Raw genomic sequence first — 21,631 nt, forward strand, 5'->3', positions numbered from 1 at the left:
TGATCTAATTATTTTGTTGGATTATGTCGAAGAAAGAAATGAGGGAGTCTATCTCAAACTGGGGGCTCTGAAGGGAGGTATACGATTCGTGGCTTCCATACATAGTATTGTTTACGTAGTGATTCTCATAATGGCTTTTTTTATTGTACTCCTGTATGTAAAACAGATTAAAGACGCCAAAAAAATGCTGGAGACCGAAAAGAAGTACAATGAACAATTGCGCCTGTATCTGAACGTCATCGAGCAATCACCGCTTTCCATCATTATCACCGATACGCACAGCCAGATTGAATACATCAATCCTTATTTTACGAAGATAACCGGATACACCATGGAAGAGGCGGTCGGCCAAACGCCGCGTATTCTTAAGTCGGAAGATACGGCGCCGGAAACCTATTGGGAGATGTGGAGAACAATCAGCAAGGGCGACAACTGGCAGGGGGAATTTATCAACAAGAAAAAGAACGGAGAGAAGTACACGGAAGCCGTCATCATCTCCTCAATCAAGGACGATCACCAGAAGATCACTCATTATGTAGGCATCAAAGAGAATGTATCCGAATATAAACGCATAAAAAAAGAGCTTCTGGACCAGCTTTACTTTACGTCCCAGCTTATCGACACTTTGCCCCATCCGTTATTTTATTTGGATGTAGAGGGTTATTTCCTTGGCTGCAATGCCGCCTACGAGCAGGCATTCAATGTGAAGCGGCTGGAATTGACCGGTCTGCATACGAAGGACTTGGCGCATTTGCCCCGAACAAGCTATGAAGAGCTGGATGAGATGAGAAGAGAAGTGACCGGAAATGGCAGACCCGCTCAAAGGCAGCTTAAGAGGCATTTTGCCGACGGCAAAGAGCATGATATTCTTTATTCTCTGTCGGCTTATCATTTGTCAGATGGCACCGAGGGCGGGTATTTAGGCATCATGATGGATATCACCGATCTGAAGATTAAGGAAAAGGAGCTTCTGGAGAGCCGGAATTTTCTGGATATCATCATTAATCATATCCCTGTGATGGTCTATGTTAAAGATGCGGAAGACTTGAAGATCTATAAAGCGAATCAGGCCTGCGCCGATTTCCTGGAACGTTCCCCCGAGGAAATAAATGGATTGGGCAATGCCGATCTGTTCCCTCCGGAGGTAGCCAGGAAGCAGAGCGCTACGGACCGAAAAGTCCTGGAGAGCGGACAGACCGTAAGCGAGATTGAAATTTTACCGGGTGACAGCGAGCAGGGTACGCTCCGTTATGTCCAGACCTCGAAGCTGCCCATTATGGACGCTGATGGTAATGCCCTCTTTCTTCTGGGCGTTTCCGAGGACATTACCGGGCTGAAGCAAAAGGAAAGCGAGCTTACTCAAGCTCTGTACATGGCGGAAGAGGCGACAGCCGCCAAATCCGAGTTTTTGGCCAATATGAGCCATGAAATTCGTACCCCGATGAACGCCATTATCGGACTGGCCCATCTGGCGCTCAAGACCGAACTCAGTCCGAAGCAGAGAGACTATTTGTCCAAAATACATAATGCCGGAACATCTCTGCTTGGCATTGTTAACGAGATCCTTGATTTTTCCAAGGTGGAATCCGGAAAGCTCGAACTGGAGGTTACGGAATTCGAACTCCCGGAAGTGATCACGGACGCCGTTGCCATGTCGAGCCAATCCGCATCCGACAAAGGCCTGGAGCTGATGTATTACACACCGGCCGATGTTCCGGTTAATCTGACCGGCGATCCGCTTCGCCTTCAGCAGGTTCTGACCAATCTGGTAAGCAATGCGGTGAAATTTACGGAGAAGGGCGAAGTTGTCGTCCGGGTCGAGCAGGTCCGCCGTGTACACAACAGGATTAAGCTGAAATTCAGCGTGCGTGATACGGGGATCGGCCTTAGTAAAGAAGCGGAAGCAAGACTCTTTCAGGCGTTCACGCAGGCGGACAACTCCACCACACGCAAATTCGGCGGAACCGGGCTCGGACTTGCCATCAGCCGCAAGCTGGTCGAGATGATGGGAGGGAACCTGTGGGCGGAGAGCAAGGCGGGCGTGGGGAGCACCTTTGCGTTTACGGCATGGTTCGGCGTCAGCAAGGCAAACAGCTCCGCAGCAAGGGAGATGCCCAAGGAAATGAGATCGCTTCGGATGCTTGTCGTTGACGATAATCAGGCCGCAAGAGAGCTTCTGGTCAAAAATCTGCAGGATTTCAATTGCAGCGCATCCGCCGTATCATCCGGAGAAGAAGCGATTCATGCTCTTGAAGCAGCGGATGAGAATGAACCATATGATCTCGTATTTTTGGATTGGGAGATTGAGGGCGAATATGGACTTGACACCGCCAGGAGGATAAAAAAACACGCAACGCTTAAATCCATTCCCGCGGTTATTCTCGTTACGGCTTTTGGGAAGGACGTTTATTTAAAAGAGGCCGATGCCGCGGATTTGGACGATGTACTGGTCAAGCCCGTTAATCAATCCCTGCTGTACGACACCATTATCAACCTGTTCGCACCGCACAATGGGGAACTGCCTCTCCCCTCAGGTGTGAATGAGAAAGATTATAAGCTAGCGGGTCTAAGGGCCCTGCTGGCCGAGGATAATGAGATCAATCAGCAAATCGCCGTTGAACTGCTGAGAAGTCAGGGAATTGAGACGGAGATCGCTTCAAACGGAGCGGAGGCTGTCCGGATGATCGGGGAACGGCCGGAACCCTATTTCCAACTGGTGCTGATGGATATGCAAATGCCGGTAATGGACGGATTTGAAGCTGCGCGAAGAATTCGGGAGAAGGGTTCGGAGCTGCCAATCATCGCCATGACTGCCCGTACGATGCCGGAAGAAAGGGAGAAATGCCTGGCGGCAGGCATGAACGATCATGTATCCAAGCCGATCGACCCCGATATTCTGTTCAGCATAATCGATAAATGGACGCCAGGCGATGTGAAAAGCAAGCTTACGCAGGCGGTTAGCGGAGGTGCCGGGCAAGAGGAAAACATCGCGGCGCCGTCCTTCCCGCACATCCATGGAATCGATACAGTGAACAGCCGCAAGCGTACCGGAAACAACGAGATTTTATATATTAGTCTGCTGCGGAAATACGCGGACAATCACGGCAACACCGTAAAGCGGATCAAGAAGGCCGTGGATCGTCGGGATTTCGGCGAAGCGCATAGGCTTGTGCACAACTTAAAAGGCGTATCCGGCAATATCGGCGCTATGGAGGTACAGACCTTATCGGACGAAATCAGCGCATTGCTGTCCGAAGGGCCGGCCGGGGAGGAGATTATGCCGCTTATTGAGAGACTTGACACTGCCGTCCTCAGCATATCGGAAGAAATCCGTTCCGCATTAAGAGAAATTACCAGTTCCAGTGCCGAAGCAGAAGGGGATATGCCTCCTCGCCGGCCGATGAAGCAGGAGATAGGCCGGCTGCTGGATCTGTTGAAGGCTAGCGACAGCGAAGCGGTGGACTATTTCAATACGGTGAAGAATCAGTTAAAGGCATGGATGGAGCCGGAAGATTGGCGCGAAACGGAGCAATCGATCGGGATATTCGATTTTGAAGACGCGATTGACCGGATTGAAAGGGTGGCAAGGAACAGCAATCAGTACATTGAGGGTGATGAGAATGCTTGACCTGAGACCCGTTGTATTAGTAGTGGATGATACACCTGATAACATTGCTTTACTTAGCGGCCTCCTGAAAGAAAGTTACAGAGTAAAAATCGCCACGAACGGCGAAAAGGCGCTCGCGGTAGCCAAGTCCGCACCGCCCGATTTAATACTGCTGGATATCATGATGCCGGTCATGGACGGTTATGAAACATGCCGGCGGCTGAAAATGGATAAGGAGCTGGAGGATATTCCGGTCATCTTTCTAACTGCCAAAGAAGAAGCGGAGGATGAGAACAAAGGGTTCGAGCTGGGGGCAGTTGACTATATTACGAAACCGATTAGCGCGCCAGTTCTGCTGTCGCGGGTGAAGACGCATTTGATTCTCAAGCAGTCCAACCATTTCCTCAAAGACAAGAACCATTTTCTTGAGAAGGAGATATCGAGGCGGATCAAGGAAATTTCTCTCGTTCAGGAGGTGACCATCATGTCGATGGCTGCCCTTGCCGAGATTAGGGATGTCGATACCGGAAACCATATCCAGCGGACGAAGCTGTATATTGAAGAACTGGCCACTCATCTTGCCCGGACGCCCAAATACAGCGGGATCTTAAACCGGGAGACGGTTGACCTGATTGTCACCTCGGCACCGCTTCATGACATCGGGAAGGTGGGAATACCGGATCACATTCTGCTGAAGCCGGGGAGTCTGACCAAGGAAGAGTTCGAAATTATGAAGACCCACACAACTTTGGGTAAAGAAGCGATTCTGCGGGCGGAGCAGCTGATGAACAAGAAAGAGACATTTTTCCGGTACGCGAAGGAAATCGTATATTCCCATCATGAAAAATGGGACGGTACAGGCTATCCTGAAGGACTTGCGGGGGAACAGATTCCGCTCTCGGCAAGGCTGATGGCGATCGCCGACGTTTATGACGCGCTTACGAGCAAAAGGGTGTACAAGGATGCCATGTCCCATGAACAGGCGGTTCAGATAATCGAGGGGAATGCGGGCAAGCATTTCGATCCGGATATCGTTCGGATATTTCTTGGCTGCCAGCGTAAATTCCAGGAGATATCCGCCCTGTACCAAAATGAGGAAGTGCACTGAAGCAAAGAGGACATTAAGTGAGGAAGTTCCGGTGGGGATGTCTCATAAGTAGATTCTTCTGCGAACGAAATAGCCCTTCTCATTTTTAAAACCGTAAAAAGACAGCAAAGCAGCAATTCTCCGGTTATTGGAGAATCGCTGCTTTGTTTTTTAATCTACGGCAGGGCTGCGGCCACGGCGGACTATTTTTGCTGAGTGCCGCAGGAAATAAGGAAGTTGTATTTCTGGCAGCTGGCAGCAGCGGAAGTAAGGGAACTGGCTGCGTCGTCTTATTAAAGTCGGCATTCGTTTCTTGTTGGCGCGAAACTTATTCATCATTTGAACGTCTAAAATTATGGATTTATTTTTCATAATAGGATATATTTTGTGCACTAAAGACGAAAAGGAGCATGTAAAAATAGTGAAGAAAATTGGATTAGCGTTACTGATTGGATGTATGACAATCCTTATGTCGGGAATCTGCTTCGCAGCTTCATCCGCAACACAGATCAAGTTATCACAAACGCCGATAAATTTCAGTCCTGTCCGGCCTGCAAGCGACGGGCAATTCCATGACGGCTTACTATTCTCCGAACAATCGGATGGAACTCTTGTCTACTACAATGCGAAAGGACAAGAAGCCTTTACCCTTCCCGCATGGATCAAACCGTTAAGCGATTTTTCCGAACAGCGGGCGATGGTAATGAACACGAAAACCAAGCTTGTGGGATATATCAACACCAAAGGCGCGCTGGCAATTCCCTGCAAGTATGCGGATGGAGAAAGGTTCTCGGAGAAAGTTGCTCATGTGTCCATTCCGGATTCAACGGAACAGGCGATTATTGACCGCTCTGGGAAAATAGTTCATACCTTTAACCAAACGTACGATTCGGATTATGCCTTCAGCGGCGGCTTAGCGGCGGCTTATGCGCCGAAAGGCGGCAAGCTCGGGTTTATCAATACCTCCGGGGAATTGGTCATTCCGTACCAATACACGTATGCGCGCAGATTCAGCGAAGGAGTGGCCCTTGTTCGAAACGGCAAAGGAAAATACGGGTTCATTGATGCAGCGGGTAAAACGATCATCCCCTTCCAATTTAACGCAGGAAGCGATTTTTCCGGAGGGTTAGCGGCTGTTGAAAATGCCAAGGGAAAATGGGGCTATATTAATATAAATGGAAAGACGGTTATTCCTTTTAAATATTACGGCGCCGGTAATTTTAGCGAGGGCTTGGCTTACGTGTACAATTCAAAAGGAAAACTCGGTTATATTAATAAGAACGGAACTCAGATTATTGCTTATCAGCAGTATAATAGAGCATTTGACTTTAAAGAAGGAGTCGCTTTGGTAGGAATTGAATCAAAATCCGGAGCAGACAGCAAATTTGGTTATATAGACCGCCAGGGCAAGTTGCTCACCAAGCTTGAGTATAGAATGGAATCTTCTTCATTTAACGGCGGGTCCGCTGCGGCGCTTAAGACTTTAGGCAAGGGAGTTATCCTCACAAAAGTCCTTTAAGGTTCAACTTTAATTTGATCCGCAATAAATTCATTCTTCGAACTATCGAATTTGTATGTGATATGGAAGCCACACACGTAAATAGGGGAAGTTCCAACACTTCCACCGATCCTGGATATTATTTTTTGATTCTCCAATTCATAAATAACTGTACCACCGAAATTGAGTTTATCTTGCACCTCTAAACCTGGATCTGCAGCGTAACTGAACTCATAGTACTTTCCTTGCGCTTTAACTTTAATCGCTAAATTTCCGTCCTCATTTTTAGTAACATGCGTTTCAATCTGATCAGCAACAGTTTCCTTATAATTTTGTACTTTGATTTCGGATAAATCTCCGGCATTAATTACATGGATGTCATAAGTATTTAGGTCTGTTCCTCGTCCGGTATTGATTGTAATTACGGCCTCTTCTTTACCGTCACCCGTAAGATCAGTATAGAATACCTGCGGTTTAGTTCCTGTATCAGCGATTTCCCAATCAAAGTCTTTTTGGCTGCCATCAATATCTAAAGTTACCCCTTCGATTACATTTTTCGTTTCTTTAATAGCGTAAAGTTTTACTTTTTCATTTTCCGAAGCCTCAATCAGTTTTGCATGAGTCTCTTGTTCCGGCTGCGCTGTTACCTGATTACTTGGAGATTCGCTCGCCCCTTGCGTGCTGCCACTCCCTCGATCTGAACCGCATCCGGAAAACAAAACAGCACTCATCAACACTAATATACCAATTTCTTTTTTCAACGCCATATGCCCCTTTCATCTTGCCTAGCTGAAATTATATCAGAGCAACTAATAATGTGAATTACATAATATTAACAATACCAAGCTGCAGACAGGGGGGCGTGGCCTAGGTCTGGCGGGCATGTTTCAGGGAAATACTCCACTTTGTGGGGCTATTTTATGCGGATATCCGTTATAATATGGCTTAGCCAGTAACGATAAGGAGGATATTCATTTGAACGAAGTGCTTTCAACGTTAGCTAATCACCGCTCCTACCGGGAGTTTTCGCAGCGGTATGTGGAGCAGGAAGTATTGGAGAAGGTAATCGGGGCAGCGCAGGCAGCTCCCTCATGGATCAACGGGCAGCATGTGACGATCATTTCCGTCCGGGACGAGGAGCGAAAACGGCAGCTGTCCGTTCTCAGCGGGAACCAGAAGCATGTGGCTGGGGCTCCGGTGTTTCTTGTGTTCTGCATGGACTTTTACCGCGCCAAGCTGGCCGGTGAGATCGAGAATATTTCATTCGAAGCGGAACGGGATGTGGATGTTCTGCTGACCGGCGCGACCGATGTGGGAATTGCGCTGGAAGCCGCGATTGTCGCGGCGGAATCTCTTGGCCTGGGCATCATTCCGATCGGCGGAGTCCGGCGGAATACGCGCGGCGTTATCGATCTTCTTAAGCTGCCGAAATATGTATTCCCCGTAGTTGGGCTTTGCGTAGGCTATACCGAAGCGCAGGTGCCGAAGCAGCCCCGCCTTCCTCTCCATGCGATATGGCATGAAGAGAGCTATAATTCGGATCAGGCCGGTTATCTGAGGGAGCTTAACGAAACCCAGCGCCAATTATTGAAAGCCCAGGGCTTGGAGGAAAAAGACTGGACCGGACGGGTCGCGGCCTTCTTCGCCGCCAATCCGGAATACAGCGATGCGAAGCGAACGCTGAAAGAGCAGGGCTTTACCTGCGACAACCTCAAAGAGGAGTAAAGCCTAAGCCAAGAAGAAAGGAACGCGCCCATTGACTCTACAACAACTGAAATATGTGATCGAGGTAGCGGGCCGCGGATCGATGAACGAGGCGGCGAAGCGGCTGTTCATTTCCCAGCCCAGCCTGTCCAACACGATCCGGGATCTGGAAGATGAGATCGGGATCACCATCTTTGAGCGGACGAACAAAGGCATCTCCCTCACGAAGGAAGGGGCGGAATTTTTAAGCTATGCCCGGCAGGTGGTTGAGCAGGCCGAACTGCTGGAGAACCGGTATCTTGGCGCAAAGCCGTCGCCGCAGCATTTTTCCGTATCCACCCAGCATTACGCATTTGCGGTGAATGCCTTTGTGAACCTGGTGCGCGAGCACGGGCAGGAGGAATACGAGCTCGCGCTCCGCGAGACAAAGACCTACGAAATTATCCAGGATGTCAAAACTCTTCGCAGCGAAATCGGCATTCTGTATCTGAACGAATTCAACGCCAAAGTGATGGGCAGGCTGCTGAAAGACGCAGGGCTTGTGTTTAATAGTCTGTTCACGGCGAAGCCGCATATTTTTATCAGCATCCATAACCCGCTCGCCAAGCAGTCCATCGTAACCATAGACCAGCTGCATGAGTATCCCTATCTGTCCTTTGAACAGGGGGAGTATAACTCCTTTCACTTCTCTGAGGAAATCTTGAGCACGCTCTCGCATCCCAAAAGCATACGGGTCAACGACAGGGCGACGCTGTTCAATCTCCTCATCGGGCTGAACGGATATACGATTTCTACCGGCGTGCTGAGCGCGGACCTGAACGGCAATGAGATTATTCCCGTTCCGCTGGACTGTGGCGAGAGCATCAACGTCGGCTGGATCTGCCACAAGGACGCCGTGCTCTCCAAGCTTGCTATTGCTTATGTGGAGGAACTGAAAAGGGCAACAACGGAGTAATAATTAAGGAGGAATTCCGCCGAAATGGCCGGGTTCCTCCTTTTTATGATAAAAAAGAAAATTTTGGGTTATTTATTATCTTATTCCATACAACGTCCGCTGGTGGGATAGCCAGGGAAACCTTCGGTTCGGGGTCCCCCTCTTGAAGCGTACACCCGTCTACTACGTTAGAGCCATTTTTTCGGTGTTTTCTGAAAGTGCATTGACCTTTTTCCAAGCGATAAATATATTTGGTTTAAGTGAATCGCAATCTGCCGAACGTGAGCTTTGCGCTAGATTTTTTATTTTTAACGAAAAGGGGTGCCTGCTTCGATGAAACCGGAAATCAGCATCATAGTCCCTGTGTATAAGGTGGAGAACTATATCCACAAATGCGTGGATTCGATTCTGGCACAGAGCTTCGAGAACTTTGAACTGATTCTAGTCGATGACGGCTCTCCCGACAACTGCCCCGCCATTTGCGACGGCTATGCGGCCATGGACACGAGGATCAAGGTCATTCACAAACCGAACGGCGGATTGTCCGATGCCAGAAACTGGGGGATCAACGCCGCAGAGGGCAAGTATATCGGCTTTGTCGATTCGGATGACTGGATTGCCGAAGATATGTACGAATCGCTGTACAACTCCTTGATCGAACATGAAGCGGATATCGCCGTATGCTGCCATTACGAGGTGGTTGACGGTGAACTGTTCCAAATTAACAACTTTGACGGCTATCCCCGCGTGCTAGGGAACGTGGAAGGATTAAGCGAACTGCTGATGGATGTCCGGGTTAAGAATCTGGCCTGGGACAAGCTTTACAAAAGAGAACTGTTCCGCAGCGTAAACTATCCCGTTGGGGTTTATTATGAGGACACTCCGACCACCTATAAATTGTTCATGCAGGCTTCAAAGGTCGCTATCGTCAACATACCCAAATATTATTACTTCAAGAGAAAAGAGAGCATCACGGGGAGCAAAGATCTGAAAAAGCTGCAGGATAAGTTCTCCGGCGCTTATGAGAAATATGACAAGGTCAGAAGCCAGTACTATGACAAAATCGACAAGCATACCTGGGGCTGGGCCGCAAACGTCGTAATTAATGAAGCGATGGAGCTGTACAATTATCTGCTCAGGCAAAAAGACGGTATGGATCAAAGCGAAGATGTCGCCAAGGTGAAAAAGTTTCTGCGGGAGAATCTCTCCGTAATTCTGGGCGCTAAGCCGGTCGGACCCAAATTGAAGATGGCCGCCCTGATTCTGTCCACCAGCGAAGCGTTCTACAGCCTGCTGTACAGCACCCTGATCTTTCCATTCCGTAAAGAAAAGAATCAGAGCCTGATGTAGGTTTACCCGTAAACCGCGGTTCGGTTACGTATTCTTATCTACCGGGGAGGAACCTGTCATGCATATCGGAATTTTCATGCATACCAATTGCTTCGAGGATTTTTTTGTGAAGGGACTCGGCATCAGCGAGCGGGAGTATGTCGAATCCTATCATAATGATTTTTCGTTCGATTATGCCCGCCTGCTGCGTAAGCACGGTATTGAAACCACCATCTACAATTTCACGAAGACTGGCAGCAAGGCACGCACCTACCGCCATAAAGTCGTCGATTGTACGGTGAAGTTCATACCGGTCAATACCCCGTACCGTCTGTATGACCGGATTCCGTTCTCGAAGCGGACTCCCGTCCTCAAATTTGTCTCCCAGTACGTATCCACCATTCAGCCCGGCCTCGCGCAAATGCTGCGGGAAGACGGCATCGATGTCATCTACGCGCAGGAGTACGCGTCCGGGCGGTTTGAACGGCTCGCTGGCATCGCCAAATCCGTGGGCATCCCCATCATTGCTGCTTATCATGGCGGAAGTATCCCGGGCTTCCTGATGCCGATCAAAAGACGGACCTTGCAGCAGGCAGCCTACCTGACGACGCTTAACGAGGATGAGCACCGCAGCATGCTGTCGTCTTTGCCCGAGATGAAAGACCGTATCCGCATTATTCCGAATTTTGTCAACCGCTCCATCTTCCACAAGGAGGACAAGGAGGAGGCGCGACGGGCTTTGGGTCTTGATGATAACACGCGGTATATCATTACGGTCGGACGGCTGGACGAGCATCAAAAAGCGCATTCTTTGCTCGTTGAGGCTGTCAAGACGCTTGGGGATTTTCCGGAACTGAAGGTGCTGATCGCCGGAAGCGGACCGGATGAGCAGGAATTGCGGAATCGGATATCGGCTGCCGGTCTTGAGGATAAAATCATCCTGCTGGGCTCGGTGCGCGACAAAAACGAATTGAGGCACTATTATAACGCCTGCGAGCTGTTTGTGCTTCCCTCGCGCTACGAAGGGCTGCCCCTCGTCCTTCTGGAAGCGGGCGCTTGCGGGCTGCCCGCCGTGGCCTTCAATGTTATGGGCGTTAGAGGGCTTATTCGGGACGGAGAGAACGGGCTGCTTGCGGAGGATCTCGACCCGCTCAAGCTGGCCGACGCGCTGCGCAAGCTGCTGTCGGACCCGGACATTAGCTCGGAGATGGGCGACCGCGCTCTGAAGATTGTCCAGAGCCAATACTCCGAGGAGATTATCGGCGCCAAGCTGAATGCGCTGTTCATGGACAGTGTGGGCGGCGATAGCGGCGTAAAGTTCAAACCGGCCGTTCTAGCCGGAAATAAATAAGAGGATAGCGGATAACCGTCAAGAGGAGGAGAGCTTTAATGAAGCTGAGCGTAATCATTCCGGCGTACAATGTCGAGACGCATATCGGCAATACGCTTGAGTCGCTGGCAGAACAGACGAACAAGGAATTTGAGACGATTGTCGTTGATGACGGCTCCACTGACGGAACGGGACAGGCGGTTCAGGACTTTATCGACAGGGGAAAGCTGTCCAACTGCCGGCTGATCCGCACGAAGAATGGCGGCGTCAGCGCCGCCAGAAACCGGGGCGTAGAAGAGGCGCTTGGAGATTACGTTATGTTCCTGGACGGCGACGATCATGTGGACCCCGCTCTGGTAGAATCTTTTGTCAAAGCCGCGGAAGACGGAGCTCCCGACATTATATGCTGGAAATGGCTGCTGGTCGATGAGAACGGGAAGCAGATCTTTGATTTTTACCGGGATATTCACGGTCTTCCGGAGAAAATGACGGGTGCGGATGCGCTCCGGCGGATACTGGTAGAGAAGAATATGCGGATTTGGACGGCAAGCGCCGCTTACAGCAGAGCGATGCTGCAAGAAGGCGGCGTGACGTACGCAGCGGGTTGTATTAACGGAGAGGACCAGGAGTACACCTTCAAAGCATTGGCGCTTGCGGCCGATGTTGTATTTATTGACAAAGTGCTGTCTTTCTATCTCCAGCGGAGCACGTCCATTTCAAGCGTCTATAATGTCAAAAAATTTGATTATGCGGATGCCTTCAAGCGGGCGGCGGAATATATGAAAGGGCGTCCGGAGCTGAAGGATGTCCGTGATACTTTGCTCTCCCGCCATATGCTTGAGAACTATTTTTACAATCTAAAGACCTGCCTAGGAAGCCCCGGCAATGTTTCGATCCGTGCGCTGCTGCGGGATATCGACAAGCATTACCCCCGTTTGAACGAAGAGATGCGCCTTGTCATGAAGCGCCAAATGAAAGAGCACGGCAGAGTGAATGTGCAAATCCGCTCCTTTCTGATCGCTCCGGAGCTGTATCTGCTGCTGCTCGGATTCCGTCAGGCGGCTATACGGATAAAGGCGGGCCTTCGCTCCAAATTCCGCCATGCGGCGGCATAACGCGCAACCGCAGGCAGCCATTTTGTCGTAAGCGGTGTTGGGTGTTGTATGATCCGGTTGACGCGGCAGCTTAAGAATCAGCTAAAGGAGGTACGGTATGATAGCCAAACGCAGCATTCTCAATGTTTCCATCGGTTTACTCAGCCAACTGGTTACCATTGCGCTCAGTTTCTTTATTCCCAGGCTGATTATGCTGAATTACGGTTCGGAAGCCAACGGACTGATCGCTTCCATAACGCAGATTATCGCCTATCTGTCTCTGCTGGAAGCTGGCGTAGGCGCCGCCTCGATTCAGGCCCTGTACCGTCCGATCGGGCAGAACGACCGTTCCAAGATCAATGACATTTTGGCTGCAACCTCCATTTATTACAAGAAGACAGGCCTTTATTATTTTGCCGCGGTTGTGTTGATTGCTGTTGTTTATCCATTTGTGATTGAATCCGGGTTTGACGCGCTTACGGTAATGGCGGTTGTGGCGCTCAGCGGGCTGGGCGGCGCGGTTAACTATTATTTTCAGGGGAAGTTCAGAGTGCTGCTCCTGGCCGAGGGAAAGAGTTATATCGAATCTTCGGTCGGCACGGCTGCCAATGTCGTAAACAGCCTTGTCCGAATCCTGCTTCTGCTTCAAGGCTTTAATATTATTGCTGTGCAAGCGGTTTATTTTATCGTCATTCTGCTGCAAATTGTCGTATACCGGGTCTATGTGCGCAAGCATTACAGCTGGATTGATCTGAACCGGAAGCCCGATTATGCGGCGATCAGCCAAAAGAACTCTGTGCTTGTTCACGAGCTGTCCTACCTGATTTTCAAAAATACGGACATTCTGGTGCTGACGGTCTTCACCAATTTGAAAGTCGTCAGTATCTACGTCATGTACAATATGGTGTTCAACATCGTGGACAATCTGGTACATATGATCAGCGGCAGCCTCAAATTCGCACTGGGCCAGAGCTATTTTGACAACAGAGTGAAGTTCATGAAGATGTACAATATGTACGAGACGTATTATATGGGGTTTATTTTCGCGGTAATCAATATGGTATATATTCTGATACTGCCATTTATGGGGCTATATACAGCCGGGGTAAAAGATACGAATTATATCGACTACCTTCTCCCTGTGCTGTTCGTCGCTGCCAAGCTGCTGATCAATGCCCGGACGCCGGTAGATAATGTGATCGAAATTGCCGGTCATTTCCGCAGCACCCAGGGAAGATCGATTCTGGAGTCGGCGATCAATCTCGTATGTTCCATCGGATTTGTCCTGATGTTCGGCATCTACGGTGTATTGATGGGCACGATTGTGGCGCTTCTCTACCGCTCCACGGATATGATTATTTATGCTAACCGGAGACTTCTGGAGCGCAGTCCTTGGATCTCGCTGCGAAAATGGGGGGCGAATATCGCGCTGTTCGTCTTCATCGGTCTGATTATTAAGAGCGTCAATCTTCCTATCCATTCTTTCTTTTCCCTGATCATCTGGGGGCTAGTGTTATCAGCACTGATCTTCCCGCTGTATTTTACGGTCAATTCCCTGTTTGAAAAGGACGGGTTTGCGATTCTGCCCGGACTTGCCAGGAAATTAACTTCACGGTTTAAGCTGGGGAAGAAGCCGGCTGCGGAGGGAGGATCACAGTGAGCGCGGGGAGCCGAACGCATCAAGCTGGCGGGGAAGCCGAAGAAGCTCGAACAAAGGTGAATTGCAAGCGGCGAATTCAGACGCTGCAAATAGAACAGAAAGAAGCGTCAGGCCTTGCGGCTGTGGCGCTTCTTTCGTTTCTGTCCGGGGCTATTTTTGCTCAGTGCGCTATGCCGCCATACGCATGCCGTGATGTCGCGGCTGTGCATTTATGCGGTAAGGTTGAACGTTCTCCATTCGGCGGCTGACTGCGATAACGGTGCCTTGCTTCGCATCGCCCTGCTGTGTCAGTTCAATAAGCTCCGCGATTTGACCCTGCTTGTATGCAGCCGCCATCTGCTCCAGAAAGGCGCGAAAGCTCTGGTCTCCTGGAAGCATAGGACCGTCCGCCGACAATTCCTTTCTGACAGCGGGAATGGCGAGCCGCGCCCGGTGCAGCGCCGCTTTAACGGCGCCTTCTGTGGTGTCCAGCAGCTCCGCCGTTTCCGCCGAGGTGTACTCCAGGACATCTCTCATCAGGAATACCGTCCTCTGCAGGGGAGACAAATGCTTCATCATCGCTTGAAAGGCCATTTCGGCCTCAAACTCCCCATTCTCCTGCTCCATATTTTTCGCTTCGCTAGACTGCTGCAATATCCGCTGAAGCAAGGCTTTTCTCCGCCCGGCGTCTATCCATGCATTTTTGGCGATCCTCAGCAGGAATGCTTCCGGATTATTGTGCCCGGCTTTTAAAGGTTCCAATGCTTTTAGCCATGTATCCTGCGCCAGATCTTCGGCATCCCAGTTTGATCCGGTTAATGACAGGCAGTACCGCTTTAGGGCAGCCTGCAGGTGAAGAATACCGTCCTGATCCGGAAGGGTTCCGGTATTTGTGCTTTTTGACGCAGCCATAGGACCGCCTCCTTTAAGTTAAGTCAGTCACTCTTTCTTCCCAGTGTAAACGAATAACAGAGCTCAAACGATACGCGGCGCAAAAATATTTTTTATCCGAAGTGGTGGGCGTGTGGATAGGATGTTTTCTTGGCTGCCAGCGTATCTTTTCGGAGCCTAAAGCCGTTTACGGGTTAGATATGACCAACAAAATATATGGAGGTAATTGAAAATGAGCTATATTCCTTATGTGCTGGAGCAGACGAGCCGGGGTGAACGGACGTACGATATTTATTCCAGGCTGCTGAAAGACCGGATTGTATTCGTCGGCGGACCCATTGACGACCCGCTGGCGAACAGCGTTATCGCCCAACTGCTGTTCCTGGCGGCGGAGGACCCTGAGAAGGATATCTATATGTATATCAACAGTCCGGGAGGCTCCACTTCCGCAGGCTTCGGGATTTATGATACGATGCAATTGATCAAGCCGCAGGTGAATACGATCTGTACGGGCTTCGCGGCTTCGTTCGGCGCTTTTCTGCTGCTGTCGGGAACCAAGGGGAAGCGCTGCTCGCTGCCTAACGGCGAAATCATGATCCACCAGCCGCACGGCGGCGCTCAGGGGCAGGCCAGCGACATTGCCATTACCGCCAAGCGGATTTTGCAGACAAGGGAGAAGCTCGTCCGCATCACCTCGGAGCGCACCGGCCAGCCGGAAGCCAAGGTCGAGAAGGATATGGACCGGGATTACTTCATGTCCGCGGAAGAAGCGCTGGAGTACGGCATTATCGACACCATCATTACCCATTTATGAGGGCAAAGGAGGAGTACAACATGTTATCTGCATTGCAGGGCGAAAAAGTAACGATCTATTTTCTGGACGGTTCTTGTCTAAGCGACGGCGTATTGGAGAAGGCGGACGAAAAATTCATCAAGTATAAGACCGAATATCAGATGCACTATGTTCCGGTATCATCCGTTCGGTCGGTAGCCTTGGATACGAAGGAGCGCCAGCGTCCGCGTATGGGCTTCGGTCAGTAAGGCTAGACTTCCTTCCATAAATGATGTCAAAAAGGCCCCTGCCTCTTGTTTCCGAGGGGAAGGGGCTGTTTTTTCGATTAACGAAGGCGGCAAATCCTCTGCAAGAAAGAAGGAGTAACGGCTGCAGCCGAAATGACGCGCGAACCTGGCGTACGATCCGAACTTTAGTGATAGCACGATCCGAATTTTAGTGAGGGTACGATCCGAACTTTAATGAGGCGCGGGCGGGCAGTATAGGGCAAAAACCTGAAATGGTACATCTTTTTGTCCACTTGAGGAGACCACGGGGAACACGCCTGCAAACGTGCAGTTTTTGGGCCTGTCCCACTTCAAATTCAGTCCGCATCACCTGAAATTCCTGCGCAATCGCAGGATTTTCCTTCTAACCGACCCTTTCGATGGAAAAAACCTGCATTTTAGCTGGTTTGCCGGCCAGACGGACGTCCCCAACCCGATGCACGTGGCCAGACGGATGGTCCCAACCCGACGCACGTGGCCAGACGCGAAAGGTTGAACATAGAATGTATTTCCCGTGCAGAATATTTGTATGAACAATCCGTAAGCGTTTCCCCTGGCGGCATATGCACGCAGCTGTGATCTTGAATCCCATTGTGATACAATAGTTAAATTGCTTCATTTGTATGGCGGTCCGGTCAATGGGCCGTTTATTTCTGTGTGAAAAGGGTATAGCTACACTGTGGGCGGTTGCCGATTTTATCGTTTTAAAGCGGTGAAAAACGGAGGATTTTTATGCATTTTTGAGGATTTTCAAGCATTATGATTGTTTGTGTAAATTCTTCACGGTATTCGTCGATTTTTATTGATTATTTGCAGTAGGTTATGTATAATCAGCGTTGTTGATTTTTCATAGGCACGCGCTTTCGAAGCGAGTTTTGCTGAAGTTTATCAAGGGAGCTGTTTCACCACAAAACTTTGCGTACGCTTTCGAAGCGAGTTTTGCTGAAGTTTAATCCAGGAAGCTGTTTCACCACAAAACTTTGAGGAGGTCATTCATTTTGGGAAAAGCGTTAATTATCGGCGCTGGCGGCGTCGCAAGCGTTGTTGTTCATAAATGCTGCCAGAACCCGGATGTTTTTGAGGAGATCTGTATTGCGAGCAGAACAGTCGAGAAATGTGAAGCTTTGAAAAATAAATTGGACGGAGGCCGCACGAAAATTCAGACGGCCCAGGTTGACGCGGACAATACCGACGAGGTTATCCAGCTCATCAAAAGCTTTGGTCCGGACGTCGTGATTAACGTCGCGCTTCCTTATCAGGATCTGACCATTATGGATGCCTGCCTTGCAACGGGCGTGCATTATCTGGACACCGCGAACTACGAGCCGCCGGAAACGGCGAAATTCGAATACAGCTGGCAGTGGGCATACAAGAAGAAGTTCGAAGAAGCCGGCATTATGGCTGTGCTGGGCTGCGGCTTTGACCCGGGCGTGACCGGCGTATTCTCGGCCTATGCGCTGAAGCACTATTTTGACGGGATTCACACGATCGATATTGTCGACGCCAACGCGGGCGATCACGGCTATCCATTTGCCACTAACTTCAACCCGGAGATCAATATCCGCGAAATCACCGCCAATGGACGCTACTACGAAAACGGTGAATGGATCGAAACGCCGCCGCTGTCCGAGAAGAAGGTATACGACCTGCCGGAAATCGGACCGAAGGACATCTACCTGCTGTATCATGAAGAGCTGGAATCCCTGGCCAAAAATATTACGGGAATCAAGAAAATCCGCTTCTGGATGACCTTCTCCCAAAACTATCTGACGCACCTGAAAGTTCTGGAAAATGTCGGCATGACTTCCATCGAGCCGATCCTGTTCGAAGGCAAAGAGATCATTCCGCTCCAGTTCCTGAAGGCGGTTCTGCCGGACCCGGCGTCGCTCGGACCAAGAACAAAGGGCAAGACGAACATCGGCATCATCGCTCAAGGCACCAAAGACGGCCAGCCGAAGAATTACTATGTCTACAATGTGTGCGACCATCAGGAGTGTTACCGTGAAGTAGGCTCCCAAGCCATTTCCTACACAACGGGCGTACCGGCCATGATCGGCGCTATGCTGATGATTAAGGGAACCTGGATGAAACCGGGCGTTTACAACGTGGAAGAACTGGACCCAGACCCGTTCATGGAACTGCTGAATACTAAAGGACTGCCGTGGCAGGAAGATTTCTCGCCGACGCTGCTGGATTAGGGAGAACCGATGAAAGAGATCGATTACAGCGCGGTTCCTTCACCCAGTTATGTTGTAGACGAAAGACTTCTCGTCAAAAATCTTGAGCTGCTGAACTCCGTTCAGGAGCGCACGGGCGCGCATATTCTGTTGGCCCAAAAAGGCTTCTCCATGCACGCTCTCTATCCGCTCGTGGGGAAGTATCTGAAAGGCGTCACTTCCAGCTCCTTGTTCGAAGCCCGTCTTGGCTATGAGAAAATGGGAAAAGAAGTCCATGCCTACGCTCCGGCGTATGTGGACTCGGAATTCGACGAGCTGATGAAATACAGCGACCATCTTGTTTTTAATTCCTTCGACCAGTGGAAACGGTATAAGGATAAGGTGCAAAGCGCTCCGAAGCACATTAGCTGCGGTATCCGCGTGAATCCCGAATATTCCGAAATTGAGATTCCGCTGTATGATCCCTGCTATAACAATTCCAGACTCGGCGTGACGCTGGATAACTTCCGGCCGGAGGAGATGGACGGCATCGAGGGGCTGCATTTTCATACGATGTGCGAGCAGAACTCGGATACGCTGGAGCGTACAATCAAGGTTGTGGATGAGAAGTTCGGACCTTACCTGAAAAATATGAAGTGGCTCAACTTCGGCGGCGGGCATCATATTACCCGTCCGGATTACGATGTCGAGACACTCATCCGCTGCATTCTATATATGAAGGACAAATATAACGTCCAAATCTATCTGGAGCCGGGCGAAGCCATCGCCTTGAATACCGGCTATCTGGTGGCGACGGTGCTGGACGTGGTCAAGAACGGCATGGAAATCGCCATTCTCGATACCTCGGCGGAATGCCATATGCCCGATGTGCTGGCCATGCCTTACCGGCCGAACATCATCGGTGCGGGACAGCCGAACGAGTATGAGCATACGTACCGCCTTGGCGGACTGACCTGTCTCGCAGGCGACATCATCGGCGACTATTCGTTCAAGCAGCCGCTGAAGAACGGGGACCGTCTGGTCTTCCTCGATATGGCGCATTACACGATGGTTAAGAACCATATGTTCAACGGCGTCAACCTGCCGTCCATCGTGTCCTACAATGAAGAAGAAGGCATTAAAGTGATTCGTACCTTCGGCTATGAGGATTACAGCGGACGGTTGTCGTAAGTCTGGCGAAGAAATATAGCACGCTAATTCAATATCTTTGTTAGTGAAAAAGGCAGCCTGGCGGCTGTCTTTTTCATGTGAAATAAAGGTTGTATTGCGAACGTGTGTTTGGTAAAATGGGTATACGCAATTATTTTCCACCAGAAAGGGATGTTTGGGATGATTGTTAGAACGCCATCGCATTATGGAGATGATACCTGTTCATCTTACGTATCGGCAGGGGATTTTATCTTTCTCTCGCATCACGCAGCGGGCATGAATCAGATGATATCGTACACCAAATGCAAGCCAGCTTTGACAGCCTGGCGGCTACTTTGGAATCGGCCGGAGTGACATTCGACGATATTGTTCAGATCAATTTATATCTCAAGAATATTGAGGATTTCAGCGCAGTGAAGGATGTGTTTTATAAATATTTTAAGAAGGATCATTTTCCTGCGAGAATGACAACCACAACGGATTTCGTGAATCCGACCTGCTTATGTATGCTTGATGCCGTTGCTTATAGAAGCAGTTGATTTTACATAGAAAAAAGCATTCGAGACCAGTATCGGTTTCGAATGCCGCAGACAGGAAAGATGTCGATGGAGTTTATTTCATCTATTTCATCGTAATGGCGATCCGCTCTTCCCCGGGCAGCCACTCCACGCTTGCGCCCAGCTTCTCGCTGATGAAGCGGAGCGGAAGATAGACCGTGCCGCTGATATTGAAGGGATTGTTCGCCAGCTTTACCTGAGCGCCGTTAACGTATGTCGCCCCGGTCTTGGCGTTTACCTGGATTACTGTCTTTTTATCGCAATCCTGGCGGGTGATGGTGACCATCTTTTGCCCCGTGGTTTCCTCATAGGTGACAACGGCGCCCAATTTCTCAAATACCGAGCGGAGCGGGACGAAGTTCTGGCCGTCTTTGGTGATGACCCCGTTGTTCATGGCGACAGCCTCGCCGTTCAACGAGACGCTAATCGGCTGCTGCATCGCAACCGGTTTACTATGCATGAACTCGTAATCGCCGGTTCCCTGCTCGGCGTTTTTGTTCACGCCCCAGCCCCACAGACTGCCGTCCGTCTTCTGCATGATGATATGCCGACCGCCGTTTCTCATGGTCTTGACATCGGATGCCAGTGGAGCAAATTCCGCGTTCCCGGGCATAGCTTCCCGGTCGATGGACGCCGCGTACAGCTTGCCGGAAAGGGTTAGAGCAATCAAAGACCGCTCTGTTATACAGGCTTCCTTGACAGCGCTGACTCCGGTCAACATCACGGGTTTATCCTGCTTGTGTAACGTCGTTCCGTCAGAAAATCCAGTTATGGTCGAGCCCCAGAACCACAGACGGGATTTGCCGTCAATCGCTAAATTGGCCCGCCAGCCTATCTCAATCGACCGGATATCGGCAAGTTCCGGGATCGCTACTGCGGTGGGGGGATTTACAGGCAGCAGGTCGCTGTCAAACTCGTTCGGCCATGTCCATACCGTTCCGTCCTGCTTCAGCGCGGTGCTCCCCTCGATGTCGGTAACACCGGTGAGGTTCGGCATCTGTTCAAAGGAGGAAAGTTCTTGATTTGTCCTCCAGACCGTTCCGTCACTCTTCAAGAAAATATAATGCCATTCGCTTTCTCTTCTTGCATTCTCGTAGTATCCGGTTGCATCCGTTACCTGACCGATGCCGAAGACGGGAGAGAAGCTTATCAGATCGACGTACCCTTCAGCGTCCTTGGCCGCGTGATATATCGAGCCGTCAGCATCCACAGCGACAGCCTCGTAAGGGGTGCTGTTTACGATTTTAACCGGATGGTTCAGGCCCTCAATCTGCCGGGTTTCGAGCGCCATAGTTCGGGTATTTCTGCTAAATAGCCAAAATGAACCGTCCGTCTTCTGCACGATACCGCTGCCCAAATCGGCTTTTATCTTGCCAAGTCCGACCAGCGGGGTAGGAACAGATTGGTTATACCCCCATATCCAGTAGCTTCCATCGCTTTTAAGCAGCGAACTCGGACCGAATTCGGCGATGCTTGTCCCCGCATCTTCTGCAAAGGCGGCTCCTTGTACGGATAGTGTGATGCCAAGAACCAGTCCGAGACCGGCTAACCATTTTTTCATGTCGAATCTCCTCCC

17 protein-coding genes are annotated in these 21,631 nt (G+C 50.2%); 14 read left to right on the plus strand and 3 right to left on the minus strand.

The features are described from left to right. The first annotated feature begins 88 nt into the window (after positions 1-88). The 3 genes from PDUR_RS10065 to PDUR_RS10075 all read left to right on the plus strand — a co-directional run bounded on the left by PDUR_RS10065 (position 89) and on the right by PDUR_RS10075 (position 6,213). Positions 89-3,628, plus strand: coding sequence for a response regulator (locus tag PDUR_RS10065; protein ID WP_052410155.1), 3,540 nt, complete (start codon positions 89-91; stop codon positions 3,626-3,628). Further along, the gene (locus PDUR_RS10070) at positions 3,621-4,715 is read left to right on the plus strand and encodes a response regulator (RefSeq protein WP_081949462.1); all 1,095 of its coding nucleotides are present in this window, start codon (positions 3,621-3,623) and stop codon (positions 4,713-4,715) included. Before PDUR_RS10065 ends, PDUR_RS10070 begins: the two co-directional genes overlap by 8 nt. A gap of 400 nt (positions 4,716-5,115) precedes the next feature. Further along, positions 5,116-6,213 carry a WG repeat-containing protein gene (locus PDUR_RS10075; RefSeq protein ID WP_233277517.1) on the plus strand — a complete coding sequence of 366 codons (1,098 nt, stop codon included), beginning with the start codon at positions 5,116-5,118 and terminating at the stop codon, positions 6,211-6,213. On the opposite strand, the gene PDUR_RS10080 is transcribed toward PDUR_RS10075, so the two are convergent. Further along, positions 6,210-6,959: a hypothetical protein gene (locus PDUR_RS10080; protein ID WP_233277518.1), complete on the minus strand. Its 750-nt coding sequence runs from the start codon at positions 6,957-6,959 to the stop codon at positions 6,210-6,212. The two genes, PDUR_RS10075 and PDUR_RS10080, sit on opposite strands and share 4 nt — an antisense overlap. Before the next feature lie 217 nt (positions 6,960-7,176). On the opposite strand from PDUR_RS10080, the gene PDUR_RS10085 reads away from it, so the two are divergent. The 6 genes from PDUR_RS10085 to PDUR_RS10110 all read left to right on the plus strand — a co-directional run bounded on the left by PDUR_RS10085 (position 7,177) and on the right by PDUR_RS10110 (position 14,243). After that, complete coding sequence (locus PDUR_RS10085; RefSeq protein WP_233277559.1) at positions 7,177-7,917, plus strand: NADPH-dependent oxidoreductase; 741 nt, start codon at positions 7,177-7,179, stop codon at positions 7,915-7,917. 31 nt (positions 7,918-7,948) lie between these two features. After that, complete coding sequence (locus PDUR_RS10090; RefSeq protein ID WP_042206161.1) at positions 7,949-8,851, plus strand: LysR family transcriptional regulator; 903 nt, start codon at positions 7,949-7,951, stop codon at positions 8,849-8,851. 312 nt (positions 8,852-9,163) lie between these two features. After that, the gene (locus PDUR_RS10095) at positions 9,164-10,180 is read left to right on the plus strand and encodes a glycosyltransferase family 2 protein (RefSeq protein WP_042206162.1); all 1,017 of its coding nucleotides are present in this window, start codon (positions 9,164-9,166) and stop codon (positions 10,178-10,180) included. A 58-nt stretch (positions 10,181-10,238) separates the two neighbouring features. Further along, positions 10,239-11,510: a glycosyltransferase family 4 protein gene (locus PDUR_RS10100; RefSeq protein ID WP_042206164.1), complete on the plus strand. Its 1,272-nt coding sequence runs from the start codon at positions 10,239-10,241 to the stop codon at positions 11,508-11,510. A gap of 38 nt (positions 11,511-11,548) precedes the next feature. Next, a complete protein-coding gene (locus tag PDUR_RS27240; protein ID WP_052410156.1) occupies positions 11,549-12,604 on the plus strand; it encodes a glycosyltransferase family 2 protein in 1,056 nt (351 codons plus the stop codon). 97 nt (positions 12,605-12,701) lie between these two features. Next, the gene (locus PDUR_RS10110; protein WP_042206165.1) at positions 12,702-14,243 is read left to right on the plus strand and encodes a lipopolysaccharide biosynthesis protein; all 1,542 of its coding nucleotides are present in this window, start codon (positions 12,702-12,704) and stop codon (positions 14,241-14,243) included. A 168-nt stretch (positions 14,244-14,411) separates the two neighbouring features. On the opposite strand, the gene PDUR_RS10115 is transcribed toward PDUR_RS10110, so the two are convergent. Further along, a complete protein-coding gene (locus PDUR_RS10115) occupies positions 14,412-15,134 on the minus strand; it encodes an RNA polymerase sigma factor (protein ID WP_052410157.1) in 723 nt (240 codons plus the stop codon). A 211-nt stretch (positions 15,135-15,345) separates the two neighbouring features. Here PDUR_RS10115 and clpP point away from each other — a divergent pair, with 211 nt between their 5' ends. From clpP to PDUR_RS10140, 5 genes are all read left to right on the plus strand, one after another. After that, a complete protein-coding gene (gene clpP, locus PDUR_RS10120; RefSeq protein ID WP_042206166.1) occupies positions 15,346-15,927 on the plus strand; it encodes an ATP-dependent Clp endopeptidase proteolytic subunit ClpP in 582 nt (193 codons plus the stop codon). Between the two features lie 20 nt (positions 15,928-15,947). After that, the gene (locus PDUR_RS10125; RefSeq protein ID WP_042206167.1) at positions 15,948-16,154 is read left to right on the plus strand and encodes a hypothetical protein; all 207 of its coding nucleotides are present in this window, start codon (positions 15,948-15,950) and stop codon (positions 16,152-16,154) included. Positions 16,155-17,170: 1,016 nt separating this feature from the next. Beyond that, positions 17,171-18,370, plus strand: a complete 1,200-nt coding sequence (locus PDUR_RS10130; RefSeq protein ID WP_042206168.1) for a saccharopine dehydrogenase family protein — start codon at positions 17,171-17,173, stop codon at positions 18,368-18,370. Between the two features lie 9 nt (positions 18,371-18,379). Continuing rightward, positions 18,380-19,519 (plus strand): carboxynorspermidine decarboxylase, encoded by a 1,140-nt coding sequence (nspC, locus tag PDUR_RS10135; protein WP_042206169.1) that lies wholly within the window; start codon positions 18,380-18,382, stop codon positions 19,517-19,519. A 269-nt stretch (positions 19,520-19,788) separates the two neighbouring features. After that, positions 19,789-20,037 (plus strand): RidA family protein, encoded by a 249-nt coding sequence (locus tag PDUR_RS10140; RefSeq protein WP_269079212.1) that lies wholly within the window; start codon positions 19,789-19,791, stop codon positions 20,035-20,037. 82 nt (positions 20,038-20,119) lie between these two features. On the opposite strand, the gene PDUR_RS10145 is transcribed toward PDUR_RS10140, so the two are convergent. After that, a complete protein-coding gene (locus PDUR_RS10145) occupies positions 20,120-21,616 on the minus strand; it encodes a stalk domain-containing protein (RefSeq protein ID WP_042206170.1) in 1,497 nt (498 codons plus the stop codon). Positions 21,617-21,631: the final 15 nt, after the last annotated feature.

This window comes from Paenibacillus durus, from assembly GCF_000756615.1.
Taxonomy (GTDB): Bacteria; Bacillota; Bacilli; order Paenibacillales; family Paenibacillaceae; genus Paenibacillus_AQ; species Paenibacillus_AQ durus.